Below are 24,915 nucleotides of genomic sequence, written 5' to 3' on the forward strand. Positions count from 1 at the left end.
AATGCCATACATGCCTGATCGTCCTGAAACCTGGGCTTGGCTGCTCGCCTGGCTGGAACAACACCACCCGCTGCTGTACGCGGCCATGCTTTCGTCCGTGCTCGCGGCTGCCCGCTTTATCTACAGCGGCGGCGGGATCAAGCGCGCCCTGGGTGAAGGCTTTATTTGCGGCCTGATCACCCTGGCAGCCAGCAACGGCCTATCCCTGTTCGGCATCCCCATCGAAGCCGCCCCATTTTTTGGCGGCATGATCGGCCTCATAGGGGCAGATGGTGTCCGCGCAGGCCTCAAACGCTTAGCCAATCGCAAGGTAGATGCCCTATGACCCAGCCACAAAGCCTGCGCCACGGCGCCAAAAGCCAAGGCGTTCTGCAGCTGCAGCGCGCCCTCAATGCCAACGGCGCCAAACTTTTCGCCGATGGCGACTTCGGCGACGAAACCGAGAAAGCCGTGCGCGCTTACCAGCTCAAGGTCGGCCTGGTAGCCGATGGCGTTGCCGGCGAGAAAACCCTCGCCGCCCTGGCCGGTATCGATTGCCGCGAGCTGCTCAGCAACGCCACCCTGGTGGCCGCTGCCAAGCGCCTGGACGTCGACCTGGCTACCGTTTACGCCGTAAACGAGGTGGAAAGCGCCGGCTCAGGCTTCCTGGTCAACGGCAAACCCAAAATTCTGTTTGAACGCCACGTCATGCACGCGCGCCTGTCCCTGGTACGCAACGAGGGCGATGATCCCGCCGCACTCAAGGCCCACGCCGACCAGCTCGCCACCGTGCACCCCAACCTGGTCAACGTGCGGCCCGGTGGCTATGCCGGCGGTACCGCCGAACACCAACGGCTGGCCAATGCCAAGCTGATCGACGGCATCTGCGCGCCCGAGTCCTGCAGCTGGGGCGCGTTCCAGATCATGGGCTACCACTGGGAGCGCCTCGGCTACGCCAGCCTGGATGACTTCACCACCCGCATGGCTGCCAGCGAGGCTGAACAATTCGAGGCCTTCGTGCGCTACATCGAGGCAGAACCCGCCCTGCATAAAGCACTCAAGGCCAAAAAGTGGGCCGAGTTCGCCAAGCGCTACAACGGCCCCGCCTACGCCCGCAACCTGTACGACGTGAAGCTGGAGCGCGCCTACGAGCGCCACGCTGGCTGCTGCTGTGGGCAAAAGGTGGCGGCATGATCCAGCCGGAGCAGATCCGAAAGCTGGAGCTGCGCGACGGTGATGTCATTTGCCTGCCAGCTGATACCGGATACGAATGCACCAAGCAGTTCAGTGATGCACTGCAGGAGCTGCACCCAGGTAAACGGGTGCTGATCGTCCTAGGCAACGTGCACGCCCTGGATGAACCCGCCATGAATGCCGCCGGCTGGTACCGCAAATGACCACCCTGCGCCAGATCGGCTACGGCATCGCCCTACTCGCGGCCCTTGGCCTGCTGTTCTGGGGCCAGTATCAGCAAGGCCAGGCCGTGGACGCCCGCGAAACCCTGGCCGCCGAGCGACAGCAACAGGCCGAGCAGCGCATCCAGCGCCAAGCCGACACCATCACCACCCTCAACGATGCCCTGGAGGCCGAGCGCACCGCGCAAGCCTCCCTGCGCAGCACGCAAACCCTGCTGCGCCAGGGCCTCACCCAACGTGAACAACAGATCAAGGAGCTGCAACGTGAAAACGCCGAACTTCTGCAATGGGCTGACCAGCCTCTGCCTGCTGCTGCTCGCCGGCTGCGTCAGCGCCCCGCCATCACCGGAGCCGCTGGTTATCGAGACTGGTTGTCCGGCAGTGGTGCCGTGCGTGCTGCCGGCGACCAGCCCAGGCAATAATGGCGAGCTGCTCACCGACACCGAACGCGCCGAACTGGCCTGGGCCGAATGCGCCGCCCAGGTCGACATGGTCTACAACCACCAACAGCCGCGAGCAGATCCATGAACAAACCAGACGCTCTGCGTAACCACCTGCTGGCCGCCGTCCCAGACCTGAAAAACAGCCCCGAAAGGCTCCTGGTCTTCATCGATGTCGGCACCGTTCGCAGCACTGCCGCGCCCGGCCTGTCGTTTGAATACGGCTACACCCTCAACATCATCCTCACCGACTTTGCCGGCCACCCTGACGCCGTGGTGATCCCCCTTCTGGCCTGGCTGCTGGTCAACCAACCCGAGCTGATCACCAACCTGGACAAGGGCAAGGACGCCATCAAGTTCGAGGCCGACATCCTCGACAACAGCAAAGTCGACCTCAGCTTCGAGCTACCCCTCACCGAGCGCGTGATCGTCAAGAAGCAACCAGACGGCAGCCTGCAAGTCAGCCACCCCAACGAGCCAGAACTGTTCGAGGAAACCATCACCCTTCAAGGCCTGCGCCTGGAAACCCCCAGCGGTGAACTGATCGCCCAATGGGGCGAGCCAACCCCATGACCGACAACCTGCGCGCCCTGGAGGAATGGGCCGGCGCCCTCCTGGCCAAACTGGAGCCAGGTGAGCGGCGCAGGCTCAATCAGCAAATCGGCCGCAGCCTGCGCCGCAGCCAGCAGCAGCGCATCGCCACCCAGCGCAACCCCGATGGCACACCCTTCGCCAAGCGCAAACCCCGGCAACTGCGCGACAAGGCAGGCCGCATCAAACGGCAAATGTTCGCCAAACTGCGCCAGGCCAAGCACCTCAAACTGCAAAGCACCCCCGACGCCATTGCCATCGGCTTTATGGGCCGCGTGGCCCGCATTGCCCGCGTCCACCAGTACGGCCTGCGTGACCGCCCAGGCAAAGGCACCCCCGACGTGCAATACGACCGCCGTGAGGTGCTCGGCTTCACCGATGCCGACATCGAGCTGATCCGCGACCAACTGCTCGAACACCTCACCCGCTAACCCCGCGCTGTAACGCCCGCCGCTACACCGCCCGCGCCGTGCGCCACTCGCGCGCGCGCGGCAGCATCAGTGGCATGGATATCGCCACCCTCGCCCGCCTGCTCGAAAACCTGATCCGCTTCGGCACCATCGAAGCGGTGCAGATGCAGCCGCCCCGCGTAAAGGTCAAAAGCGGCAACATCATCACCACCTGGCGGCCATGGCTGGCCCTGCGCGCGGGCGACGACCGCGACTGGGACCCGCCCACCCTGGGCGAGCAGTGCGTACTGTTCAGCCCATCCGGCAACCTCGCCCAGGGCATCGTGCTCACCGGCCTGTTTAGCGACTTGATCACCGCCAACGGCGACCGCGAAGGCCTGCACCGCCGCACCTACCGCGACGGCGCGGTGATCGAATACGACAGCATTGCCAAACACCTGCGCGCCACCCTGCCCGGTACCGCCGAACTCACCGCCCAGGGCAACGTCAGCATCACCACCCAGGCCGCGCTCAGTGCCATGGCAAAGGGCGACATCACAATTACCAGCGCCGCGAACATCACCATCGAAGCCGCCGGCAACGTCGCCATCAAGGGCGCCAAAGTGGAGTTGAACTGATGCCTGCCGTCACCCGCCAAGGCGACGCCTGCACCGGCCATGGCGCGTTTCCACCGCGCCCATCCACGGCAGGCAGCCCCAACGTATTCGCCAACGGCATTGCCGTGCACCGCAAGGGGGACGCCTGGGCGGCCCACTGCGACCCGTCGCCGTCCTGCCACGCCAGCCAGCTGGCCGATGGCAGCGCCACCGTGTTTGCCAACGGCATGCCGCTCGGGCGTGTAGGTGACCCCGTCGCCTGCGGCTCCAGCGTGGCCGCTGGCAGCCCCAACGTATTCGCAGGGGGCTGAGCATGCAGGGTATGAACAGCCACACCGGCCGCACCATCACCGACTCGGCCCACCTGGCCCAGTCCGTGGCAGACATCCTCACCACGCCCATCGGCAGCCGCGTTATGCGCCGTGAGTACGGCAGCCAACTGGCTGACCTGATCGACTGGCCGCACAACAGCGCCACCCGCCTGCAGGCATACGCTGCCACCGCCATGGCCCTTATGCGCTGGGAACCGCGTATCCGCCTCAACCGCGTGCAGCTCAGCCTGGGCGACGTCGCCGGCCAGGCCATCCTCGACCTAGAAGGCACCCTTACCGACAGCAACGAGCCGCTCAGCTTGCGCGTGCCGCTCAGCCTGGGAGCCGCAGCATGACCACAACCTTCACGCCAATTGACCTCTCGCGCCTGCCCGCGCCTACCGTGGTTGAGCAGATCGATTACGAGGTGATCCTGAACGAGCGCAAGGCCTACTTCATCAGCCTGCACCCGGCCGAGAAGCAGGCCGAGATCGCCGCCACCCTGGAACTGGAGTCCGAGCCCATCACCAAGCTCCTGCAGGAGAACGCCTATCGCGAGACCCTGTGGCGACAGCGCGTCAACGAGGCCGCCCTTGCCGTACTGCTGCCCTTCGCACAGGGCACAGACCTGGAGCAGATCGGCGCACGCTTCAACGTCGAGCGCCTGGTCATCATCCCGGCCGACCCGGCCGCAGTGCCCCCGGTGGCGGCGGTGATGGAGGACTACGAGAGCATGCGTGAGCGCATCCAAATGGCAATGGAGGGCCTCAGCACCGCCGGCCCACGCAACGCATACATTTTCCACGCCCGCAGCGCGGATGGCCGCGTCGCCGATGCCTCGGCGATCAGCCCGGCCCCGGCCGAGGTCGTCGTCACCGTACAGAGCGCCCTGGGCAACGGCACCGCGGCGGCCGATCTGCTCGCCGTGGTCGCCGTCTACCTCAGCGACGAGGACCGCCGCCCAGTGGCCGACCGTCTCACCGTGCAGAGTGCGCAGGTGCTGCCCTACACCGTGGAGGCCGTGCTTTACCTGAACAGCTCAGGCCCCGAGTCCGAGCCGGTCCGCGCCGCCGCCGAGGCTCGCCTTGCTGCCCTGGTCAATGCTCGCCGCCGCCTTGGCCAGGAGGTCAACCGCTCCGCCTTGGATGCAGCCCTGCACATCGAGGGTGTCAAGCGCGTCGAGCTGTCCGGCTGGTCCGACATCGTCGCCAGCCTCACTCAGGCACCGTACTGCACCGCCTACAGCGTATCGGTGGCCGAGTAATGGTCGCGCGTCTGCTGCCGGGCAACGCCACCGAGCTGGAGCGGCTCGCCGCCCAAGCTCTGGCGCAAATCGAGCGCGTGCCCGTGCCGCTGCGCGACCTGTGGAACCCGGACGCCTGCCCCGTGGCGCTTCTGCCCTACCTAGCCTGGGCCTTCTCGGTCGACCGCTGGGCACAGACCTGGCCCGAGAGCGCGAAGCGCAATGCCATCAAGGCCGCTTACTTCATCCATTCCCGCAAAGGGACCATCGGCGCGCTGCGCCGCGTGGTCGAGCCGATGGGCTACCTGATCGAGGTACGGGAGTGGTGGGAGGAACTCCCCCTGGGTGTGCCCGGCACCTTCCGCCTGCTCATCGGCGTGCTCGACACCGGCATCACCGAGGCCATGTACCAAGAACTTTCCTGGCTGATCGACGACGCCAAGCCGCTTAGCCGGCATCTGGTGGGGCTCGCCATCGGCTTGGAAGTACGCGGCGCTGGCTATGTCGGGGCGTCCGCGTTGAGCGGCGAAACCACCACCGTCTACCCATACGCACCCGGCCCCATCGAGGTCAGCAGTCCGACTGTCCTCCTGGGCGGTGTCGCCCACATCATCGAAACCACGAGCGTCTACCCATGAGCCAGACCTATTTCGCCCTACTCACCGCTGTCGGCGAGGCCAAGCTCGCCAACGCCGCCGCGCTCGGCACCCAACTGCAGATCAGCCGCATGGCAGTCGGCGACGGAAACGGCGTTCTGCCGGTACCGATCCGCACCCAGACCGCCCTGGTGCATGAGACGTACCGGGCCGATCTCAACGAACTAAAGGTCGACCCGCTCAACGCCAGTCAGATCGTGGCAGAGCTGGTCATCCCGGAAACCGAGGGGGGCTACTGGCTGCGCGAAATGGGGCTCTACGACGCCGCCGGCGACCTGATCGCCGTGGCCAACTGCCCGCCCAGCTACAAGCCTCAGCTTGCCGAGGGCAGCGGCCGCACCCAGATCATGCGCATGGTGCTGATCGTCTCTAGCACCACCGCAGTCCAGCTCAAAATTGACCCCAGCATCGTGCTAGCCACCCGCGCCTATGCCGACGCCATCATCGTGGCCCACCTAGCAGCGGCCGATCCTCACCCGCAATACACCACCGAGGCCGAGGTCAACGTCCTGATTGCTGCCAGCATGAACAGCCTGGACAGCAAGCAGAGTGTTCTCTACACCACCACCGGCAACATCAGCCTCAACGGCCTCGCGGTGCAGGCCGGCGGCGACTGGGATGCCGCGCTTCCGGCAGGCGCCCGTGTGCTGGCGAGATTTCAGACTGCAGGGAAGGACAACGGAATCTATACGGCCGTAGCTGGGGCCTGGACTCGCGCCCAAGATGCTGACAGTGACACCGACATCACCTCCGGCATGCTGGTTACGGTCGAGCAGGGAGTGCAGTTCGCCGACACCGTTTGGGAGCTGACCACCAACGGCCCCATCGTCGTCGGTACAAGCGCGCTGCTGTTTGAGCTGACTGCTGCTACGAATGCCACCCAGGCCGACGCCGAGGGTGGCACCAACAACGTCCGCCGCATGACCGCTCTGCGCGTGTTCCAGGCCATTCGCTCTGCGGCTGCCAACGCCACCGAGCTGCTGCGCGGAGTGCTGCGGGTCGGCACTCAGGCAGAGGTAAACGCCGGCGCCCTGGACGACGTCGCCGTCACTCCCAAAAAACTCCGGTGGGGGTTTGCTATCAGCATGACCGCCAACGGTTATGTCGTTTTCCCTACCTGGATGGGTGGCTTGTGCTTTCAATGGGGCCTTTCAGCACAGATCCCGGATGATTCGGAAATCACTGTGCCGTTCACCCTGCAATTTCCTAATGAGGCGTTCGCGGTAATTGTAGGGAACCAGCAGCCGAACGTTGTCAACGGTGCCTGGATCGCCTATGTCGACACGATCTCTCAAACCTCATTCGTGGTCGGAGCTGACGATGTCTCCACTACATCCGGGACTCTGATCAAAGCCTTCTACATCGCCATCGGCCACTAACTTAGGGGGTCCTATGAAACGCTTTTACAGCCAGAACACCGGAAACACCTACCTGCAGGGAATTCACCAAATCCCGGCCGGAGCCATCCCGATCCCCGAAGACCGCTATCTCGCCGTCATCGCCAACCCGCAGCCCGGCATGGTTCGCTCGCATGACACGAACGGCCTGCCTATCCTGGTTCCGCCACCCGCCTATGTGCCCAGCGTCGAAGCCCTGTGCTCCCGCGTGGACGCTGCCGCCGACAAGGCGCGCGCCAAAGTCGCCGGCGATCCGCTGCGCGCAGTGGAGTACGACCGCTCGCGCCTGGAGGCCGAGGCCTACAAAGCCGCCGGCTACCTGGGCGAGGTGCCCCGCATGGTCGCCGCCTGGGCCATCAACGGCCGCACCGCGCGCCAGGCCGCCGACAGCATCCTCGCCGAAGCGGCTGCCTACACCGAGGCGCTGTATCTGATCCGAGAAACGCGCCTACAGGCCAAGGAGCTGATCCGCACCGCCGTTAACGCCGGCAACATTGAGCAAGCCCAGGACATCGCTGCCGAAACCATTGCCTCGATCGAGGCCGCCGTCGCTGGCATCGGCAACAACGCTGGCTGACCGAAACCACCCAACAACAAGCCCCGCTAGCCGGGGCTTTTTTGTGCGCGTGCTGTAACCGCCCTCGCTACACCGCCCGCCGCTCGCGGCTCTTGCGCGCGCGCGTCACCCTCAAGGCTCACTGATCTGGCATCGCCTCCCCAGGAGCCTCCTAATGTCCACTGACTACCATCACGGCGTCCGAGTCCTCGAAATTAACGAGGGCACCCGCCCCATCCGTACTGTCGCCACCGCCGTGGTGGGTTTGGTCTGCACCGCAAGCGATGCCGACGAGGCCACCTTCCCACTCAACAAGCCCGTCCTGCTGACCGACGTGCTCACAGCATCCGGCAAGGCCGGTGAGCTGGGCACCCTGGCCCGAAACCTGGACGCAATCGCCGACCAAGCCAGCCCCGTTACCGTTGTGGTGCGCGTGGCCGATGGCGTGGGCGCAGACGATGCAGCCAAGCAGGCCGACCAAACCACCAAGATCATTGGCGGCGTAACGCCCCAAGGCCAGTACACCGGCCTCAAGGCACTGCTGGCGGCCGAGGCCCAGCTCGGCGTCAAGCCGCGCATCCTCGGCGTGCCGGGCCTGGATAACCTGCCCGTCACCACCGAACTGGTCGCCATCGCTCAGAAGCTGCGCGGCTTCGCCTATGCCAACTGCTGGGAGGCACAAACCGTCTCCGAAGCCCTGTCCTACCGTGAAGGCTTCGGCGCCCGCGAGCTGATGCTGCTGTGGCCCGACTTCGTCAGCTGGGACACCGCCAGCAGCAGCGCCCAGCCGGCCAGCGCCGTTGCGCGTGCCCTGGGCCTGCGCGCCAAGCTCGACGAGCAGATCGGCTGGCACAAAACCCTGTCCAACGTGCCCGTCAACGGCGTGTCAGGCCTGTCCAAGGACGTCTACTTCGACCTGCAAAACCCTGCCACCGACGCCGGCCTGCTCAACGCTGGCGAGGTCACCACCTTGATCCGCCGCGACGGCTTCCGCTTCTGGGGCTCGCGCACTTGCAGCGCCGATCCGCTGTTCGCCTTCGAGAACTATACCCGCTCCGCGCACGTACTGGCCGACACCATGGCCGAGGCGCACTTCTGGGCCGTAGACGTACCGATGCACCCAAGCCTGGTGCGCGACATCGTCGCTGGAATCAACGCCAAAATGCGCGAGCTGGTACGCAACGGCTACCTGCTGGGCGGCGAGTGCTGGTACGACGAGGCCGCCAACGATAAGGAAACCCTCAAGGCCGGCAAGTTGTACCTGGACTACGACTACACCCCCGTGCCGCCGCTGGAAAACCTCCTGCTGCGCCAGCGCATTACCGACCGCCACCTGGTGCAGTTCGCTGCCGCCGTCAACGCCTAACCCATTTGCCTGCGCGGCCTGAACCACCGCGCCCGCACCAAATTGCCAGGAGAGCCCCATCATGGCCCTGCCCAAAAAGCTCAAGCACATGAACCTGTTCAACGACGGCAACAGCTACCTGGGCGTAGCCAAGTCCGCCACCCTGCCAACCCTCGCCCGCAAGATGGAGGCCTATCGCGGGGGCGGCATGGACGGCCCCGTCAAGGTCGACCTCGGCCACAGCGACGACGGCCTGCAGTTCGAGTGGACGCTCGGCGGCTGGGATCTGATCGCCCTGCGCCAGTTCGGCGCAGTCCGGGTTGATGGCGTTGCCCTGCGCTTCGCCGGCTCCGTCCAACGCGACGACACCGGCGAAGTCAGCGCCGTGGAAATCCTCGCGCGCGGCCGGCATGAAGAAATCGACTTCGGTGATGCCGCACCAGGTGAAGACACCGAGCACAAGATCACCACCGCCCTGACCTACTACAAGCTCACCGTCGACGGCGAAGAGATCGTCGAGATCGACCTCCTCAACTTCATCTTCAAGGTCAACGGCAAGGATCTGCTCGAAGAGCACCGCCGCGCCCTCGGCATCTGACGCACTGACCCTCACCACCGCCGCGCATACGTCGCGCGGCACCCCCATCACCAAGGAGAAACCAATGGCAGAGAAATGCGCCGAAGTTAAACGGCTTGAGTACTTCCTGGCCCGTAAGGACGCCCGGATTCGTGAACTTGAGGAACAGTTGGACCATGCGGCCTACTCCATCGCACTGCTGGCTGCTCGCGATGACGAGATGAACCAAGCTGCACGGGCCTCAGGCAAACTCGTTGACCGCCTACATATTGAGCTGGCCATTAGCCGCAACTAAATGGTGCAGTGATATTGCACCGTTGACGCGATAGCGCCACGGCGCTATCGTTCGGTCGTCGCTGCCAATTCAGCGACCGGGGGTGAGAGCCCGAAAAGATGTAGGCGCACGACGCCGAACAGGCGTTTTTTTGTGCCCCCAAGTTTATGGCGGGCCGTGCGAGGGGCACCTTCGGGTGCGCCGGGTTCCTACGTCCCCGGTCTCTCAACCCCCGTACGGTTCGCCACCCATCGTTTGAGAGCGGTAGTGGCGAACTCCAACCAGACTAGGAGTTACGCCATGCCCACTCACACCGCCCGTAGTCCGTTCGCCAGCCTCGCCCCCTTTCGCCTGCTGTCCACCCCAGCCGAACAAGCCCTGTTGCAGAACCTGCGCCGCCTCAGCCAAGCTGACCAGAGCTTTATCCAGCGCGCCGTGGAAGCCCTGGCGCAGTACCCAGCGGCCTGAAAGGAGAGCAGACCATGAGCGCAGCACAACAACTGATCCCAGTTCCGTTCTACGAGGACACCGTTGTTCTGGTCGGCCAGGACAATGAGCCTTATGTGGCCATGCGGGCAATCGTCGAAAATATGGGCCTGAACTGGGCCAGCCAGTACACCAAGTTGAAGTCCAACCCAGAGCGTTGGGGTGTTGTGATCATCGCAACACCTTCATTGGGTGGAATGCAGGAGGCTACATGCCTTCCATTGCGTAAGCTGGCAGCGTGGCTCATGGGCATCACCCCCAGCAGGGTAAGCCCAGAGCTACGCGACAAGATCATTCGTTACCAGAACGAATGCGACGACGCACTGTGGGACTACTGGACCAAGGGCAGCGCCACCCGCCCAGGTGCTCAGCCGGTTAATCAGCGCATCGCCATGTCGCGCCACCGTTTGGCTCTGGGCAAGGAACTGCTGCGCACCCGTGACGCCGGCATGCGACAGATGATCCACCAACAACTGGAAGAAGTGTCCCGCGCTATGGGCCTGCCAACGCCGGCTATCGACAGCCTCGGCTACGCCACGCCCACCGCGCCGGACATCCTCAAGCCATTCTGGACGGCGCTCGCGTACCTCGACGGCAAGGGCGTGGACTATAACCACACCAATACCAACCACTTGCTAGCGGTCAACCTGCGTGGGCTGGCTGATCTGCTGATCGAGCATGGCCAACCATTGCGGTTCGATAACGCGCTAAAACAGGCGCTCTGGCAGAGTCCTTCACCCCGCTGCCTGCGCAAGAACCATCCTGTAACCAGCCGGCTCACAGGGAAAAGCACCCGCTGCTGGGTGTTTGAGCAGCCCGCCACCATGTAACGCCCTACGCTACACCCTCTCCTCCTGGCTCCGCGCGCGCGCGAAAGGCACCTTGGCCACTACAGACAACCAAGGAGCCACCTCATGCCTAAACCTTCCGAGAAAGCCGAACAAACCAGTAACCCCAACGAGGCCGTCATCCAGCTGGACACGCCGCTCAAGCGTGGCGAGCAAAGCGTCGACAGCCTCACCCTGCGTAAACCCATGAGCGGTGAGCTGCGCGGCGTAACCCTGGTCGACCTGGTGCAGATGGACGTGCTCGCACTGCGCAAAATCCTGCCGCGCATCACCACCCCGAGCCTCACCGATCACGAGATCGGCACCATGGACCCGGCCGACCTGATGGCCTGCGGCATGGCGGTGTCCGGTTTTTTGCTGCAGAAATCGGCGAAGGAAGCTGCCCTCGTCGCATAGAGGACGCCATGGCCGACATGGCCATGGTCTTTCACTGGTCGCCGGCGGACATGGACCCGCTGGCCCTTTCTGAATTGATCGAATGGCGGGAGCGGGCCAGAACACGCTGGGAGCAAAGCCATGGCCAATGACTTGAAAATGGAGGTCATCCTCCAGGCCATCGACCGCGCCACCCGCCCCATCCGCGCCATCACCCAAGGGAGCATCGGCCTCGGCCGCGCCCTCAAGGAATCCCGCGACCAGCTCAAAACCCTGCAGGAGCAACAGCGCGACGTCAGCAGCTGGCGCACCATGCGCGCAGCCAGCGAGCAGACCGAGGCCGCACTGCAGGCCGCCCGCGAGCGCGTCAAAGCTCTCGGCAAGGATATGGCCGCCACCGGGGCGCCCACGCGGCAGATGACCCGCGACCTCAAGTCCGCCATCCGCGCCGCCACCGACCTCAAACGTCAGCACCAGGAGCAGCAGATCCAGCTCCAGGGCTTGCGCAGCAAACTCGGTGCCGCCGGCATCAGCACCCGCAACCTCAGCCAGCATGAGCGCGACCTGCGCCAACGCATCGAGCAAACCAACCAGAGCATCACCGAGCAGGGCCGGCGCATGCAGCGCCTTAGCCAGCAGGCTCGGCAGGCAGCGGTAGCCAAGGCGCAGTTCGATAAGGCTCAGCAGGTAGCGGGCGGCATGGCCGCTGGAGGGGCTGCGGGCCTGGCGACTGGCTATGCCATGGCCAAACCCCTGCAGGGCATGGTGGACGCCTTCGCCCCAGCCGAGAACGCCGCCACCCAGCTGCGCGTGGCGATGATGGACAAGAACGGCCAGGTCGCCGGCGACTTCCAGCGCATCACCGACCTGGCCACCGGCCTCGGCGACCGGCTGCCCGGTACCACCGCCGACTTCCAAGAAATGATGACCATGCTGCGCCGCCAAGGCATGAGCAGCCAGGCCATCCTGGGCGGCACCGGTGAGGCTGCCGCCTACCTCGGCGTACAGCTGCAAAAGCCAGTGGCCGAGGCCGCTGAATTTGCCGCCAAGATGCAGGACGCCACCCGCACCACCGAGAAGGACATGATGGGCCTGATGGACACCATCCAACGGGCCTTCTACCTGGGTGTTGACGACAACAACATGCTCCAGGGCTTCACCAAACTCAGCCCGGTAATGGGCATCATCAAGCAGGAAGGCCTGGCTGCAGCCAACACCCTGGCCCCGCTGCTGGTGATGATGGATCAGACCGGTATGGCCGGTGAGTCCGCCGGTAACGCCATCCGCAAGGTGTTCCAATCCGGCGTTAACCCCAAGAAGTTCAACAAGGCTAACGCTGCGCTGGCTGAAATGAAGGCCGGCTTCACCTTCGATTTCACCAACGGCAAGGGCGAGTTCGGCGGGCTAGAAAACCTCTTCGCTCAGCTGGAGAAACTCAAAAAGCTAACCACCACACAACGAACCAGTGTGATGACAGAGCTGTTCGGCGATGACTCTGAAACGCTGCAAGTTGTGAACGTGCTGCTAGACAAAGGACTAGACGGATACGAGCAAGTCGCCGAAAAGATGCGCAACCAGGCCGACCTGCAAACCCGTGTCAAAGAGCAGCTCGGCACCCTGGCCAACACCCTCGAAGCAGCCCAAGGGAGCTGGAGCAACGCCATGGCCGAGATCGGGGCCACGGTAGCGCCCGAACTCAAGGAGCTGATCAACGACCTGGGTAACGTCGCCGTGCGTCTCAAGGAGTGGGTCAAAGAGCACCCGGTGCTCACATCCGTGATCTTCAAGACGGTCGCAGGGCTGGCACTGTTGCTAACCGTTGGCGGCAGCATCGCGGTCATGCTGGCCGGTATGCTTGGTCCTTTCGCAATGGTGCGCTACTCACTCACCTTGCTCGGCATCGCGACGACCGCGACCCTCTGGCCCATCTTGGCTGTTATCGCCGCAGTGACGGCGCTCGGTATCGCCGCGTACCTGATCTACAAGAACTGGGAACCTATCAAAGCCTTCTTCCTCGGCCTCTGGGCGGAAATCAAGGCAGGCTTCAGCGGCGGGCTCACTGGCATCGCGGCGCTGATCCTCAACTTCTCCCCGCTCGGTCTGTTCTATCGCGCCTTCGCCGCGGTGATGAACTACTTCGGCGCGGAAATGCCGGCGCGCTTCACCGACTTCGGCGGCATGCTCCTGGATGGCCTGGTAAACGGCATCCAGAACAAGCTCGGCGCGGTCAAGGAAGCCATCACCGGCGCTGGCGACGCCACCATTGGCTGGTTCAAGGAAAGGCTTGGCATTCACTCACCCTCGCGGGTATTCGCCGAGCTGGGTGGCTTCACCATGGCCGGCCTGGAGCAAGGGCTGCTCGGCAGCCAGGGCGGCCCACTCGGCGCAGTCACCACCCTCGCCAAGCAGCTGACAGCGGTACCAGGTGCCGGCGGCAGCGCTGCAGCAAGCCCCATTGCCATGACCATCCACGTTTACGGCAGCCAGGGCATGGACGAGCAAGCCCTCGCCCGCCTGGTTGGTGCTGAGGTCGACAAGCGCCTGCGCGCCGCCCAGGTCAACAAACGCAGCGCCCTCAACGACCAGGAATAACAACCAGGAGTACCCGCCATGATGATGGCCCTAGGCATGTTCGTATTCAGCCTGGAAACCCTGGCTTATCAGGAGTTCCAACGGCAAACCGCATGGCGTCATGGCAGCACGTCGCGCATCGGTACCAACCCTGCGCGCCAGTACCTGGGGCGCGGTGACGACACCATCACCCTGCCCGGCGTGCTGCTGCCCGCGCTGGCTGGCAGCCCGCTCAGCCTCGACACCCTGCGCATGATGGGTGATACCGGCAAGGCTTGGCCCCTAGTGGAAGGCACCGGCAAGATCTACGGCGTCTGGGCTATCGAGGATCTAAGCGAAACCCGCACCCTGTTTTTCCCGGACGGGGCCGCGCGGCGCATTGAGTTCAACCTCAAGCTGGTGCGCATCGATGACGGGCGCGTTGACCTGCTCGGCAGCCTCACAGGTAGCCTCGGCTCTATCCTTCGGGGTGTCCTGTGAGTGTTGTTGATCAAGCCGGCGCGCTGCTGGGCGAAGCGGCTCGCCGCTACCGCGAGGCCACTGCCTACGCCAAGCCAATCTGCCGCGTGATGGTCAACGGCCGCGACATCACCCTCGACATTGAGCAGCGCCTGGTCGGCATCGAACTCACCGACAACCGAGGCATGGAGGCCGACCAGCTCGACATCACCCTCAGCGACCATGACGGCCTGCTGGCCATCCCGCCCCGGGGCGCTGTCGTGCGCCTGTGGCTGGGTTGGGATGACACCGGCCTGGTAGACAAGGGCAGCTACACCGTCGACGAAACCGAGCACAGTGGCGCCCCGGACACCCTCAGCATCCGCGCCCGCAGCGCGGATCTACGCGGCGGCCTCAAGGTCAAACGGGAGCGCTCCTGGCCTAATACCACCCTCGGTACCATCATCGCCGGCATCGCCGCTGCTCATGGCCTGGCACCGGTAATCAGCCCACTGCTCGCCGCTATCGATCTGCTGCACCTGGACCAAGCCAACGAGAGCGACGCCAACCTGCTCACCCGCCTCGGCCAACAGTACGACGCCATCAGCACAATCAAGGCAGGCCGCCTGCTGTTTATGCCGGCGGGCAACAGCACCACAGCAAGCGGCCTGGCACTGCCCCACGTCACCCTGACCCGACAAGACGGCGACCAACACCGCTTTCTACAGGCCGACCGCGACAGCTACACCGGGGTCAAGGCTTACTACTACGAGATCAACAGCGCCGACAAAAAAGAGGCCATCGCCGGCGGCGGCGAAAACCTCAAGGAGCTGCGCCACAGCTACACCGACCAGGCCAGCGCCCTGCGTGCCGCCCGCGCAGAATGGAAGCGCCTGCAGCGCGGTACCGCCACCCTCAGCTACACACTGGCCAAGGGTCGCCCCGAGCTAACGCCCGACCAGACCTACAGCCTGCACGGCGTAAAGGCCGAGATCAGCGCCATCATCTGGCTCGGCGGCAACCTGCGCCACAGCTTCACCACCGAGAGCTACACCACCAGCCTGGAGCTGGAGTCCAAACTGCCAGACGGCGACGACGTGGAGCAGCTGGCCGAAGCCGACAGCAACTACACCGGCGTGGTGGCCTGGTACCGCGACGAGAAAACTGGCGAGCAGAAGCAACTCACCGCCGGCGACCAGGCTAACCCCAAGCGCCTGACCCACCTCTACGCCAACAAGGCCAACGCCCAGCGCGCAGTGGATCGAGAGTGGAAACGCCTGCAGGCAACCTAGAAACAAGAAGGCCCCGAATCTCGGGGCCTTCTGCGTTATTCAGCTGGCAAGCGCATAACCAACGCCTCCATCATTCTGATCATCATCAACCGATCAGCCCCTTCAAGCTGGCGGTAGAACCTCAGTACAAGCCACTCCTCTGGCGTCATGCTATCCATCAAGGGCCGCGCTACCCGATCCAGTGGTTGGTCGCCTACAGCCTCAAGAACATCGGTACCCATCTGCATACTCCGTTATTGGCAGTGAGTCTCTGACCATACCGCCAACTTCCAGAATGCAACCCCCTCTAGAATGCTACTCGTAGCAGGTTAAAGCCTTTCTTTAGGCAACAAAAAAGGGCACCCAAGGTGCCCTTTTTTATCAACCAGATTACTTGTCAGACTTGGGGCCCAAAGAGCCCAGCTTCTTAGCCAGCTGTTTACTTCTGCTGCTGCGCTCAAACACCGTGCTCTTGAAGTTCGAGATTTCCCGCCACTCATGGAGGATCAGGAAGAAGCTCGAAACGCTAATACCCAAGCTCAGACCCGTGAAAACCGTTACAGCGTGGTAGACGCTCCAGCTAGTCGGCGAAAACCACAGGCCAAAAGCAATGATCATGGCCGACAGCATGTAGAAGATCAGCGCAATCTGAACTTGCCGAACCTTCTCAGAAACGGTGACCCTGATCCGACGGCGCTCACTTCCTGAAAGCCCTTTTGTCTCCCGGATTCCGTTCAGATTCACCCACAGCTGAATAGCGAAACCCATTGGCAACAGAAAAACGGTTAGAAGGCCCCACTGCACAACAGGGGGCGTTGTCTGATCAAACGACGAAACAATGTAGTGAGCAAGCAGTGCGCCCATAGCGGCGGACAACACCACTGCTAGCACTCCTAAACCTGTCCAACCACCTTGATTTTTCATCACTTACTCTTCTGCATTCTGCTCTGGGTCGACATCGCCTTGGCGAAGCTTACTGACCAGCCAACCGTGCATTTTATGGTATAGGACACCCTCATCAAGGAGTCCATTATCCAATTTTGAGACCGATATCGAGCCAGATAGTTTGAGGTCATTGCCCCTGATCTCACCACCGCCATTCAGGGAGATCCTGACGTCGGCCTCGTCGACATGCCGCAACGAGGTCGCGATGTTATCAAGCATCTGCTGGCCCATCTTCGTCGTCTGACGAACGTAGGTAATTTCCAGACTGACCTTGAGGTTGGCTTCATCCAAGTCATCCTCCAGGTCCAGCCTGTTAAACCAGTCAGCACCCAGAGCAGCCTTGATCACATCACCAGCAAAACCGGTAGGGAAGAAGCGAACGCGGCGAGCATCTATGCCTTGTTCTTCCGCAGCGGCTGCAGCGACGGGCTGTGCAACCCTTTCCCCTTCGGGCACAACCTCAGCAGTGGTTACGGGCGAACCGACCTCGATCTTCTTCACCGGTGACCGGGCCACCCGCTCAAATGTTTCTTGAGATGGCTGATCCTGCAGGATGATGGAGGTTCCGACAGCAACCCCGCCGAAGCTACCGATCAGCCACCCCAGATGCGCCTCCAGCTCACGCGAGCGCAATGCACTCGATTGCAGCACCACCAGGTGGTTTTCAAAAACACCGAAGTACAGGAAAGAGTCGACGAACTCTTTACGATGCTGCTCGCGCTCGGCTGGAGCCTCGATATTGTTCAGCGCTTCATTGGTTAGCGCATCGAGGGCATAAGAATCAGCTTCATCATTCAGCGTGATGTACGCCTGGCTACGCCCTGGCTCGAAGTAAATCATCTGGCAAAAAAGCATGCCGTTGTAATCACGCTTATGGTTCACCACCCGGAAGCTATTGGTGTCGGAGCTAACTATTTCTTTGCGATGCCCAACTTTATGTGCCGGACTGCCTTCGGCAAAAACCCGGCCGAGGATCTCTTGCAGATTGCCGCCACCGCTGATTACGGACCGCTTGTAGTGGATTGTTTTAGGTACCGTCTCGGCCATTGTTTTCCCTTCCTATTGTTTTACAGACGGCCAGGACGCGCCCTGACATCAAGAATCTGGTTGTTTGCAGGGTTTAAGTCGCACTCGTAGATATGGCCCTGATAGGCACCAAAGCCGTTCTGGAACTCGATCTTGTCGCCGATGAAGGTGACCGTGCCCTGCTCCTGGTTCAGCCAGCGGAAGTGGCTGAACTTCGGTTCGAGCATGCCGTCGGTCCAACGCACGCTGAACTTCGCCAGGCTCTCAATAGGGTCATCGCAATACACGCCTGCCGAAATGGAGTGCTTATCGCCCCAACACTGCAGATCCTTGCGGCAGGTAGCGTCGTCAACCTTGGGCGCTGCTGCTGTCTCTTCCGTCTCATCACCGCCGGAGCACGCCTTTAAGGCGATGGCAATGATCACCACCAAGCCAACGAGCCCTATGAGCTGCTCCTTGGCTGAGACTCCAGGGTTAGCGACACCGCAGTTCGGGCAGACTTTCGCGCTGGTATCGACTTCATGCTTGCAGGACTTGCAGGGTTTCAGGGCCACTGATCACTCCTTGATTGTGTTGATGGAATCCTTGGGTGCCCTGGGCGGGCTTAGCGTTTGCCGACCTGGTAGTTGCCGGCCATTGCCGACATGGCGGTCACGATTTTGGTAACGCCGACGCGGTCTTCGGTTGGGAGTTGACGGTAGCGGTCAAGTAACTCGGCTTCCTCAGCCGTGATGCTGTCAGCTGCCTTGGGCTTGCGCTCACCGATGACGACGTAGAGCACATCTACGCCTACAGCAGCGACAGCGGCCAAGTAACCAGCGTCGGGAAAACGCTCGCCTCTTTCGTAGTTGCCCTGGGCATTGGCTTTAACACCACCAATCTCACCAAAGGCACCTTGAGAGAGGCCTAGACGGTCCCTTTCTTCGCGCAGCCGATCACCAATTACACTCATTCGGATATAAAACCCCATTGACACCACTCGTTTGAGTGGTAATCTGTGCCCCATTGAACGCTTTTGAATGGATTTGAATGATGCACGCCACCCGCACCCCAGCACAAGCAAAGGCATGGCTCGAATCACTGGGCAAATCCGTAAAGGAATTCGCCGACGAGAACAGCCTCGACGCTGCGACTACCTATCAAGTGCTGGCCGGCACCAAGAAAGGCCGACGAGGCGAAGCGCACCGCGTAGCCGTAGCGCTCGGCATCAAAGAAGGCGTGGTTGCACAGTAGTGCGGCCGGCTCAAGGGGGAAACGAGAACATGAAACGCCCAATCCTCGACAGTCGCCGCAAGGTTGCGATGGCCATCGTCGGTGCCTTCCCGGGTGGCCGCGACTGCGCTGCCACCTTCCTGGGGCTTGACCTCAAGCGCTTCGACAACCAGCTCTACGAAAGCACCGGCCACCGCCCACTCAGTGACGAGCAGCTGCAGCAACTGGAGCAGGTAAGCGGCACCCACTTCCTGCCGGACTATGTGGCCAGCCTCTACAACGGCCTCTTCACTGCCCTGCCTGATGCCACCGCGCTGGACAACGTCGAGCTTTACCACCTGGCCAAGGCCGCCGACGTGAAGGAAGGCCAACTCAACCAAACCATCGCCGAGGCGATTGGCGACGGCATCGACAGCAAAGAGCTGCACCAGATTCTCCATGTACACCGCCAGCACCTGAGCGCCCTGCACACCGAAGTACTCGCGGTGATCGCCCTGCACAGGAAGCCTCAGCCATGACCGCAACCAGCAACGGCGGCTACAAGTGCCTCTGCCCGGCCTGCGGCCACCGCATGCGCATCCGCAACAGCGAAGCGCAGACGCCCACCTTCAAAACCATGTACGGCCAATGCATGAACATCACCTGCGGCGCCACCTACACCGGTTCACTCAGCTGGGACTACGCCCTCAGCCCCTCCGGCCTGGATCGCCCGCGCGTTGAGCTGCCCATTGCACCGTCTGTGCAACGCATGCAGGCCGTGCGCGACAGCCTCCCGAAAACCGACCAGCTCGACATGCTCGACTCCATGGAGGCAACCGCGTGAACACCATCAGCCAGCAGCTCAATGCCCAGGACTACCTCGAAACCATGCAGGCCGTGGCCGATAGCTTCCTGCGCCGCCATTGGGATGAACACCTCGACGACGGCCAGTTGTTCGAGCGCACCTGCCAGTACCTGGTAACAGCCAACGAGGTGCCGGTCTTCATGGCGCAGCGCCTGGTTCACCTGGCCATGAGCAAAATCACCCCGCCGGGCGTCACCTTGGGGGTGGACTGGGGCGACAAACGATTCGGCGACATCACCAGCGTGGTGCTGATCGATTCACGCGACGGCATCCACCACGTAATCAACCGCCGTTTGCTGCCGCATCAGAAGCGGTTTCTAGCCTTTAACACCCCCCACTAACTCACAAGTGCCAGGCCCACCGCCGTGGGTTTGGGCAAGTTGCACCTGTAATTCGAGGTTTTCGCCATGTCAGAAGCCGTCGCCTTTGAGTTGGAAATGCCCAAGCCAGTCGCCGAGGCCTGGCTTGCCACCCTGCGCGCCGAGTTGCGCCAGGGCATGACCGAGCACTGGTACGACGACCGCTACCGCACCGTGCCCGAAGGCTTTCGCAGCAAACGCATTCTCACCGACTACCCGGCCCTTGCCGGGCACAAACGCACCATCGGCGCGCTGCAAGCCGCCCTCAACGCCGCCGAGTAAGGAACGCCCCATGCCAACGCCCAACCACCCCGCCCTGCCCCAGTGCTGCGAATTGGCAGCACTGCGTGAGCGCCACCTGTTCGCGTTCTGGCTCGATGCCCTGCTCACTGATCCGTCGCAGGAAATACGGCAAGCCGACGCCTATCGGCTGATGGGAATGCTCAGCGCGTACCTGGAACAGGACCAGCTCAACACCAGCCAGCTCAACGCCATGGTCGCCGAACTGCGCGCCTTCGCCTTCGGGGCCACCGTATGACCCCGATGAAAGAATCACTGCGCCATGAGGTACTGAGCCGCCTAAAGCGTGACTTCGACTTCCCGCGTACCGATGTTCGCGTGATGCGCAAGGGCAAATGCCCGGCCCCCAAGTGCGGCCAGAAAACCTTTTTCACCTATTCAGATGCACCCTGGATGCTGGTCTGCGGGCGACCAGAAGCGTGTGGCCACCGCGTGCACGTCAAAGACCTGTACGACGACCTGTTTAACGACTGGAGCAAGCAGGCACCCTCAACCCCGGACAACCCCACCGCCACCGCACGCGCCTATCTGGAAATGGCCCGTGGCTTCCGCCTGGAGCTGCTCGATGGCGCATTCAGCCAGGAGAACTACTGGGATCGTGACCTGGGCATCGGCAGCACCACTGTGCGCTTTGCAATGCCTGATGGCGGCTATTGGGAACGCCTGATCGACCGCCCCGAGCGCTTCGGCAAGCAGAAAGCACGCTTCAAACCGGGCTACAGCTACAGGGGCAAGCTGTGGACGCTGCCCGGGCGTGACCTCACCGACGTGACCGAGCTGTGGATCGTCGAGGGCATCTTCGACGCCATTGCCCTGGAACATAACCAGCGCGCGGCCGCATCCATGATGAGCAGCGCGCCCTTCCCCACCGAGGCCCTCAAGGCGCTGAAAAAGGCCTGCCAGGAGGCAGACAAGCCCCTCCCGCATCTGGTCTGGGCGCTGGATAACGAGCCGGTGGCCAAGGCCAACATGCGCCGCTGGGCCAAGGAAGCACGCGAGCTGGGCTTCACCTGCTCGGCCGCCGTCATCCCGCAGCGCGGCGGCAAAAAGGTCGATTGGAATGACCTGCACCAGCGCTGGGCTTTTATCGAGGGCGACGACGAGCGCGCCAAGCGCATCGAGCGCGACCTCGAAGAAGCGCGCCACCAGGGTGCCCTGCTGCTGGCTGAGTCCGCCGAGGCCAAAGGCCTGCTCATGTACGAGTGGGACGAACGCAAGGAATTCCACTTCACTTACCACAAGCGCCTGTACTGGTTCCGCCTGGATATGGAGAAGTACGACCGGGCATGGAAGGAGATGGATAACGACGACAGCGGCGAGGCCTCGCTGCTCAACGACAACCAGCGCCGTGACAAGGCCTTGCGTCAAAGCGCGGCCGTGGTGCGCATCGCCAACTGCACGTTCCAGGCGCTGTACTACATGCGCAACGACGTGACCCAGGAGGCCTGGTACTACTTCCGCGTTGATCGGCCAGAAACCAGCGCCATCAAAACCACCTTCACCGCCCCGCAGATCACTGCGGCCCCGGAATTCAAAAAGCGCCTGCTCAACGAGTGCAACGGCGCTATGTTCACCGGCACACCGCAGCAACTGGAGCGCATGCTTGAAGGCCAGCTCGACAGCCTCAAAACCGTTATCACCATCAACTGGGTCGGCTACAGCCGCGACCACGGCGTCTACGTCTTAAACGACCTGGCTATCTCCGGCGGCAAGGTGCACAAGCTCAACGAAGAAGACTTCTTCGACGTCGGCAAGCTGAGCATCAAGTCGCAGAGCATGTCGCCGGTGCTGCACGTCAACGACAAGCTGGCCGAGTACAACGAAGACTGGTTCGACCTGTTCTGGAAGTGCTTCGGCGTGCGCGGCGTGGTGGTGTTGGTGTGGTGGCTGGGCGCGCTGTACGCCGAGCAGATCCGCCAGTTGCAGAAGTCCTACCTGTTCCTGGAACTGATCGGCGAAGCCGGAGCCGGCAAGACCACCCTGGTCGAGCTGCTCTGGAAGCTCACCGGCCGGATCGAGTACGAGGGCTTCGACCCCTCCAAATCGACCCAGGCCGCCCGCGCCCGTAACTTCTCGCAGGTGGGCAACCTGCCGGTGGTGCTGATCGAGTCCGACCGTGAGCAAGCTGATGGCGGCCCGGTCAAGCACTTCGATTGGGACGAACTCAAGAGCGCCTACAACGGGCGCGGCATCCGCAGCACCGGCGTGAAGAACAACGGCAACGACACCAACGAGCCGCCCTTCCGCTCGGCCTTCCTGATCGCGCAGAACAACGCCATCAACGCCTCCGAAGCAATGCTCCAGCGCCTGGGTCATGTGAACCTGACCCGTGCCCACCACACGCCTGAAACCAAGCAGTACGCCGAACTGCTGGAGCGCATGCCCATGGAAAAAATCAGCGGCTTTCTGATCAAGGCCCTGACGCCCGAGAAGCAAATCCTGGAACTGCTGGAGAAGAACACCTCGGCCTACGAGCAACAGCTCCTGGCCATGCCAGGCATCCGCACCGTGCGGATCGCCAAAAACCACGCGCAGTTGCTTAGCCTCACCGACTGCCTGCAGCTGGTGGTACCGATGAACGATGGCCAGGCCACCCAGGTGCGCACCGAAATTGCGCGCATGGCCCTGGAGCGTCAGGCAGCTATCAACGCCGACCACCCGTTAGTGCGTGAATTCTGGGACCTGGTCGAGTTCCTCAACGGCCCCCTGGGCGAAACCGGCGGCAAGCTCAACCACTCCCGCAAGTCGGCCTTCTTCGCCGTCAACCTCAACGAGTTCGTAGAAATGGCGGCCAACAAACGCCAGCAACTGCCGAACCTCGGCGAGCTAAAGCGCGTGCTCAAAACCAGCAAGTCCCCCAAGTTTCTGGAAACCAACAGACCCATCAACTCGGCCCTTGCCGTTGACGCCCACGGGACGTCACGGACGGTGCGCTGCTGGGTGTTCCAGCTCGTTTAACACAACCCCGGCGCGGCAACGCCGGCAACAACCCCAAGGAGAACCACCATGCACAACGATGACCACGACAACTTCTACCAACCCAACCGCCGCGAGGCCTTCGGCACCTTGGTCGTAAGCGGCCTGACCCTGGCGCTGCTGACCCTGGCTGGCTACTTCACCCCATCCCTGCTGGCTCTCGTCGCCCGCTAACCAAACCGCCCAGGCGCGGCAACGCCTGGGCAACCCAAACCGAAGGAGAACCACCATGCAAACCAACCAAACCCCGAAATGGCTCGACCTGTTCATCACCGCGTTCGGTACCCAAGGCCTGATCGCCCTCGCCTGGTGGGCGGGCGCCTTCCACGCCCAGCGCATCCGCGAGCTGCAGGCCACCTACCCCATCCTGCAGATCACCGGCGGCGCCGGTGTGGGCAAGTCCACCCTGGTGGCCAACCTGTGGTTGCTGTCAGGCTCCTGCGCGCAGGACGAAAACCTGCACGTTGATAGCTGCAGCATGGGTGCCTTGCTCGCCATCCTGGCCCGCGCCGTCAACCGCCCGGTGGTGCTCGAAGAGATCGGCTACGGCGCCGAGCAATTCGACTGGAGCATGCTCCGCGAGTGCTATGACGGTTCCGTCCGCCCCATGCGCGTTAGCCGTACCAACGAAACGGTAAACACCTTCACCTTCCAGGGCGCACTGGCGTTTGTTGGCGGATACGACGAGGTGCTCAACCCGCGCATTGTGAACATCCACCTGCCCTTAAAACGCCGCACGGCCGAAGGCCGCGATGCAATCGAGGCGATGCACGCCCTGCAGATCACCGACTTGGCGCACTTCATCCAGGCTGTGCGCGCCAACCGTGAACAGGTGATTTACCGTCTCGGCCACGTCCCGGCCTACGCCGAAAGCCTGCGCAAAGAGACCGCCCCAGGCCTGAACCACGACAGCGCCCGCAACCACGCCCAGCTGCGCGCCCTGCTCGATCTGCTGGCCGACCTGTTCCCCATCCCCGCCGACGTCATGCACCACGCCCACACCGAGGTATGCGGCATGGCCTGGGTGCATGCGGATAGCAAGGGAGCGCAGGCATGAACGGAATCACCCAAATCAGCCTGGAACTGGACTTCATCGAATGGGCCACCACCAAAGGCTACGACCTGGAGAAGTGCGCCACGTCAGGCCTGTACATCGACCCGCACACCAAAGGCGCCTGGCGCGGCTATGCAGCCCGTGACGAGGAAGTGCGCCCGCTGATCGGTGGCCAGCAGCTGTACGCCGAAATCAAGAAGTCCAGCAAGTACGCCGGCCAGGCCGACCTGTGCCGCAGCAACGGCTACGGCTACCCCTTCAAGGTGCGCATCGTCCACGACGGCGGCGGCGACTACTGCGTCAAGGGCGGCGTGGGCGGCCAGTACCGCCTGGCAGACGTAAACCTGTACGTGATCGAAGACGACAAGAAAGTCCGCGTCCGTTGACACAACTCAGCCCCGCCGAGCGGCAACTCGGCAG

38 protein-coding genes and 1 pseudogene are annotated in these 24,915 nt (G+C 62.9%); 34 read left to right on the forward strand and 5 right to left on the reverse strand.

Annotated elements, in window-relative coordinates:
- The first annotated feature begins 10 nt into the window (after nt 1–10).
- From ACIGEK_RS01385 to ACIGEK_RS01500, 24 genes and pseudogenes are all read left to right on the forward strand, one after another.
- The gene (locus ACIGEK_RS01385) at nt 11–325 is read left to right on the forward strand and encodes a phage holin, lambda family (protein ID WP_397491604.1); all 315 of its coding nucleotides are present in this window, start codon (nt 11–13) and stop codon (nt 323–325) included.
- Nucleotides 322–1,173, forward strand: coding sequence for an N-acetylmuramidase domain-containing protein (locus ACIGEK_RS01390; RefSeq protein WP_397491605.1), 852 nt, complete (start codon nt 322–324; stop codon nt 1,171–1,173). The genes ACIGEK_RS01385 and ACIGEK_RS01390 overlap by 4 nt, the downstream gene beginning before the upstream one ends.
- The gene (locus ACIGEK_RS01395; RefSeq protein ID WP_397491606.1) at nt 1,170–1,376 is read left to right on the forward strand and encodes a hypothetical protein; all 207 of its coding nucleotides are present in this window, start codon (nt 1,170–1,172) and stop codon (nt 1,374–1,376) included. The genes ACIGEK_RS01390 and ACIGEK_RS01395 overlap by 4 nt, the downstream gene beginning before the upstream one ends.
- A pseudogene (locus ACIGEK_RS01400) lies at nt 1,373–1,738 on the forward strand (LysB family phage lysis regulatory protein); the annotation flags it as partial. The gene ACIGEK_RS01395 and the pseudogene ACIGEK_RS01400, both read left to right, overlap by 4 nt.
- Entirely contained in the window at nt 1,659–1,922 is a 264-nt protein-coding gene (gene lysC / locus ACIGEK_RS01405; RefSeq protein WP_397491607.1) for an Rz1-like lysis system protein LysC, read from the forward strand. The pseudogene ACIGEK_RS01400 and the gene lysC, both read left to right, overlap by 80 nt.
- Nucleotides 1,919–2,407 (forward strand): phage tail protein, encoded by a 489-nt coding sequence (locus ACIGEK_RS01410; protein ID WP_397491608.1) that lies wholly within the window; start codon nt 1,919–1,921, stop codon nt 2,405–2,407. The genes lysC and ACIGEK_RS01410 overlap by 4 nt, the downstream gene beginning before the upstream one ends.
- Nucleotides 2,404–2,856: a phage virion morphogenesis protein gene (locus ACIGEK_RS01415; RefSeq protein WP_397491609.1), complete on the forward strand. Its 453-nt coding sequence runs from the start codon at nt 2,404–2,406 to the stop codon at nt 2,854–2,856. The genes ACIGEK_RS01410 and ACIGEK_RS01415 overlap by 4 nt, the downstream gene beginning before the upstream one ends.
- Nucleotides 2,857–2,930: 74 nt before the next feature.
- Nucleotides 2,931–3,452 (forward strand): phage baseplate assembly protein V, encoded by a 522-nt coding sequence (locus tag ACIGEK_RS01420; protein WP_397491610.1) that lies wholly within the window; start codon nt 2,931–2,933, stop codon nt 3,450–3,452.
- Nucleotides 3,452–3,742 (forward strand): PAAR domain-containing protein, encoded by a 291-nt coding sequence (locus ACIGEK_RS01425; RefSeq protein WP_397491611.1) that lies wholly within the window; start codon nt 3,452–3,454, stop codon nt 3,740–3,742. Before ACIGEK_RS01420 ends, ACIGEK_RS01425 begins: the two co-directional genes overlap by 1 nt.
- Before the next feature lie 2 nt (nt 3,743–3,744).
- Entirely contained in the window at nt 3,745–4,098 is a 354-nt protein-coding gene (locus ACIGEK_RS01430) for a GPW/gp25 family protein (protein WP_397491612.1), read from the forward strand.
- Nucleotides 4,095–5,006 (forward strand): baseplate J/gp47 family protein, encoded by a 912-nt coding sequence (locus ACIGEK_RS01435; protein ID WP_397491613.1) that lies wholly within the window; start codon nt 4,095–4,097, stop codon nt 5,004–5,006. The genes ACIGEK_RS01430 and ACIGEK_RS01435 overlap by 4 nt, the downstream gene beginning before the upstream one ends.
- The gene (locus ACIGEK_RS01440; protein WP_397491614.1) at nt 5,006–5,623 is read left to right on the forward strand and encodes a phage tail protein I; all 618 of its coding nucleotides are present in this window, start codon (nt 5,006–5,008) and stop codon (nt 5,621–5,623) included. The genes ACIGEK_RS01435 and ACIGEK_RS01440 overlap by 1 nt, the downstream gene beginning before the upstream one ends.
- On the forward strand, nt 5,620–7,020 hold the full coding sequence (locus ACIGEK_RS01445; RefSeq protein ID WP_397491615.1) for a phage tail protein: 1,401 nt from the start codon (nt 5,620–5,622) through the stop codon (nt 7,018–7,020). The genes ACIGEK_RS01440 and ACIGEK_RS01445 overlap by 4 nt, the downstream gene beginning before the upstream one ends.
- 13 nt (nt 7,021–7,033) lie before the next feature.
- Nucleotides 7,034–7,615 (forward strand): phage tail protein, encoded by a 582-nt coding sequence (locus ACIGEK_RS01450; RefSeq protein ID WP_397491616.1) that lies wholly within the window; start codon nt 7,034–7,036, stop codon nt 7,613–7,615.
- 154 nt (nt 7,616–7,769) lie between these two features.
- Nucleotides 7,770–8,960: a phage tail sheath protein gene (locus ACIGEK_RS01455; RefSeq protein ID WP_397491617.1), complete on the forward strand. Its 1,191-nt coding sequence runs from the start codon at nt 7,770–7,772 to the stop codon at nt 8,958–8,960.
- Between the two features lie 61 nt (nt 8,961–9,021).
- Nucleotides 9,022–9,537 carry a phage major tail tube protein gene (locus ACIGEK_RS01460; RefSeq protein ID WP_397491618.1) on the forward strand — a complete coding sequence of 172 codons (516 nt, stop codon included), beginning with the start codon at nt 9,022–9,024 and terminating at the stop codon, nt 9,535–9,537.
- A 64-nt stretch (nt 9,538–9,601) separates the two neighbouring features.
- Nucleotides 9,602–9,811: a hypothetical protein gene (locus tag ACIGEK_RS01465; RefSeq protein ID WP_397491619.1), complete on the forward strand. Its 210-nt coding sequence runs from the start codon at nt 9,602–9,604 to the stop codon at nt 9,809–9,811.
- Between the two features lie 279 nt (nt 9,812–10,090).
- Entirely contained in the window at nt 10,091–10,258 is a 168-nt protein-coding gene (locus ACIGEK_RS01470; RefSeq protein WP_397491620.1) for a hypothetical protein, read from the forward strand.
- Between the two features lie 14 nt (nt 10,259–10,272).
- On the forward strand, nt 10,273–11,106 hold the full coding sequence (locus tag ACIGEK_RS01475; RefSeq protein WP_397491621.1) for a phage antirepressor N-terminal domain-containing protein: 834 nt from the start codon (nt 10,273–10,275) through the stop codon (nt 11,104–11,106).
- Between the two features lie 84 nt (nt 11,107–11,190).
- Nucleotides 11,191–11,520: a phage tail assembly protein gene (locus ACIGEK_RS01480; RefSeq protein WP_397491622.1), complete on the forward strand. Its 330-nt coding sequence runs from the start codon at nt 11,191–11,193 to the stop codon at nt 11,518–11,520.
- 8 nt (nt 11,521–11,528) lie between these two features.
- Nucleotides 11,529–11,651, forward strand: coding sequence for a GpE family phage tail protein (locus ACIGEK_RS01485; protein WP_397491623.1), 123 nt, complete (start codon nt 11,529–11,531; stop codon nt 11,649–11,651).
- Entirely contained in the window at nt 11,641–14,091 is a 2,451-nt protein-coding gene (locus ACIGEK_RS01490) for a phage tail tape measure protein (RefSeq protein WP_397491624.1), read from the forward strand. The genes ACIGEK_RS01485 and ACIGEK_RS01490 overlap by 11 nt, the downstream gene beginning before the upstream one ends.
- 18 nt (nt 14,092–14,109) lie before the next feature.
- A complete protein-coding gene (locus ACIGEK_RS01495) occupies nt 14,110–14,550 on the forward strand; it encodes a phage tail protein (RefSeq protein WP_397491625.1) in 441 nt (146 codons plus the stop codon).
- Nucleotides 14,547–15,800, forward strand: a complete 1,254-nt coding sequence (locus tag ACIGEK_RS01500; protein WP_397491626.1) for a phage late control D family protein — start codon at nt 14,547–14,549, stop codon at nt 15,798–15,800. Before ACIGEK_RS01495 ends, ACIGEK_RS01500 begins: the two co-directional genes overlap by 4 nt.
- A 35-nt stretch (nt 15,801–15,835) precedes the next feature.
- Here the strand turns inward: ACIGEK_RS01500 and ACIGEK_RS01505 are convergent, their stop codons facing one another.
- The 5 genes from ACIGEK_RS01505 to ACIGEK_RS01525 form a co-directional block, all read right to left on the reverse strand.
- The gene (locus tag ACIGEK_RS01505) at nt 15,836–16,021 is read right to left on the reverse strand and encodes a hypothetical protein (protein WP_397491627.1); all 186 of its coding nucleotides are present in this window, start codon (nt 16,019–16,021) and stop codon (nt 15,836–15,838) included.
- A 148-nt stretch (nt 16,022–16,169) separates the two neighbouring features.
- Nucleotides 16,170–16,703, reverse strand: coding sequence for a hypothetical protein (locus ACIGEK_RS01510; protein ID WP_397491628.1), 534 nt, complete (start codon nt 16,701–16,703; stop codon nt 16,170–16,172).
- Nucleotides 16,704–16,706: 3 nt separating this feature from the next.
- Nucleotides 16,707–17,771: a hypothetical protein gene (locus ACIGEK_RS01515; RefSeq protein WP_397491629.1), complete on the reverse strand. Its 1,065-nt coding sequence runs from the start codon at nt 17,769–17,771 to the stop codon at nt 16,707–16,709.
- 20 nt (nt 17,772–17,791) lie between these two features.
- Nucleotides 17,792–18,304, reverse strand: coding sequence for a hypothetical protein (locus tag ACIGEK_RS01520; RefSeq protein WP_397491630.1), 513 nt, complete (start codon nt 18,302–18,304; stop codon nt 17,792–17,794).
- A gap of 50 nt (nt 18,305–18,354) precedes the next feature.
- Nucleotides 18,355–18,702, reverse strand: a complete 348-nt coding sequence (locus ACIGEK_RS01525) for a helix-turn-helix domain-containing protein (RefSeq protein WP_397493060.1) — start codon at nt 18,700–18,702, stop codon at nt 18,355–18,357.
- A gap of 80 nt (nt 18,703–18,782) precedes the next feature.
- Between ACIGEK_RS01525 and ACIGEK_RS01530 the strand changes: the two genes are divergently transcribed.
- From ACIGEK_RS01530 to ACIGEK_RS01575, 10 genes are all read left to right on the forward strand, one after another.
- Nucleotides 18,783–18,983: a DNA-binding protein gene (locus ACIGEK_RS01530; protein ID WP_397493061.1), complete on the forward strand. Its 201-nt coding sequence runs from the start codon at nt 18,783–18,785 to the stop codon at nt 18,981–18,983.
- Between the two features lie 29 nt (nt 18,984–19,012).
- Nucleotides 19,013–19,480: a YmfL family putative regulatory protein gene (locus ACIGEK_RS01535; protein WP_397491631.1), complete on the forward strand. Its 468-nt coding sequence runs from the start codon at nt 19,013–19,015 to the stop codon at nt 19,478–19,480.
- Nucleotides 19,477–19,785 carry an ogr/Delta-like zinc finger family protein gene (locus tag ACIGEK_RS01540; protein ID WP_397491632.1) on the forward strand — a complete coding sequence of 103 codons (309 nt, stop codon included), beginning with the start codon at nt 19,477–19,479 and terminating at the stop codon, nt 19,783–19,785. The genes ACIGEK_RS01535 and ACIGEK_RS01540 overlap by 4 nt, the downstream gene beginning before the upstream one ends.
- Entirely contained in the window at nt 19,782–20,147 is a 366-nt protein-coding gene (locus ACIGEK_RS01545) for a hypothetical protein (protein ID WP_397491633.1), read from the forward strand. Before ACIGEK_RS01540 ends, ACIGEK_RS01545 begins: the two co-directional genes overlap by 4 nt.
- A 66-nt stretch (nt 20,148–20,213) precedes the next feature.
- Nucleotides 20,214–20,447, forward strand: coding sequence for a hypothetical protein (locus ACIGEK_RS01550; RefSeq protein ID WP_397491634.1), 234 nt, complete (start codon nt 20,214–20,216; stop codon nt 20,445–20,447).
- Nucleotides 20,448–20,457: 10 nt separating this feature from the next.
- The gene (locus ACIGEK_RS01555; RefSeq protein ID WP_397491635.1) at nt 20,458–20,703 is read left to right on the forward strand and encodes a hypothetical protein; all 246 of its coding nucleotides are present in this window, start codon (nt 20,458–20,460) and stop codon (nt 20,701–20,703) included.
- 5 nt (nt 20,704–20,708) lie between these two features.
- Complete coding sequence (locus tag ACIGEK_RS01560) at nt 20,709–23,423, forward strand: toprim domain-containing protein (RefSeq protein WP_397493062.1); 2,715 nt, start codon at nt 20,709–20,711, stop codon at nt 23,421–23,423.
- 48 nt (nt 23,424–23,471) lie between these two features.
- On the forward strand, nt 23,472–23,615 hold the full coding sequence (locus ACIGEK_RS01565; protein ID WP_397491636.1) for a hypothetical protein: 144 nt from the start codon (nt 23,472–23,474) through the stop codon (nt 23,613–23,615).
- Between the two features lie 55 nt (nt 23,616–23,670).
- Nucleotides 23,671–24,498: a hypothetical protein gene (locus ACIGEK_RS01570; RefSeq protein WP_397491637.1), complete on the forward strand. Its 828-nt coding sequence runs from the start codon at nt 23,671–23,673 to the stop codon at nt 24,496–24,498.
- The gene (locus ACIGEK_RS01575; RefSeq protein WP_397491638.1) at nt 24,495–24,881 is read left to right on the forward strand and encodes a hypothetical protein; all 387 of its coding nucleotides are present in this window, start codon (nt 24,495–24,497) and stop codon (nt 24,879–24,881) included. Before ACIGEK_RS01570 ends, ACIGEK_RS01575 begins: the two co-directional genes overlap by 4 nt.
- Nucleotides 24,882–24,915 lie beyond the last annotated feature (34 nt).

Origin of the sequence: Pseudomonas sp. NPDC079086 (genome assembly GCF_044542155.1) — a bacterium.
Classification (GTDB): domain Bacteria; phylum Pseudomonadota; class Gammaproteobacteria; order Pseudomonadales; family Pseudomonadaceae; genus Aquipseudomonas.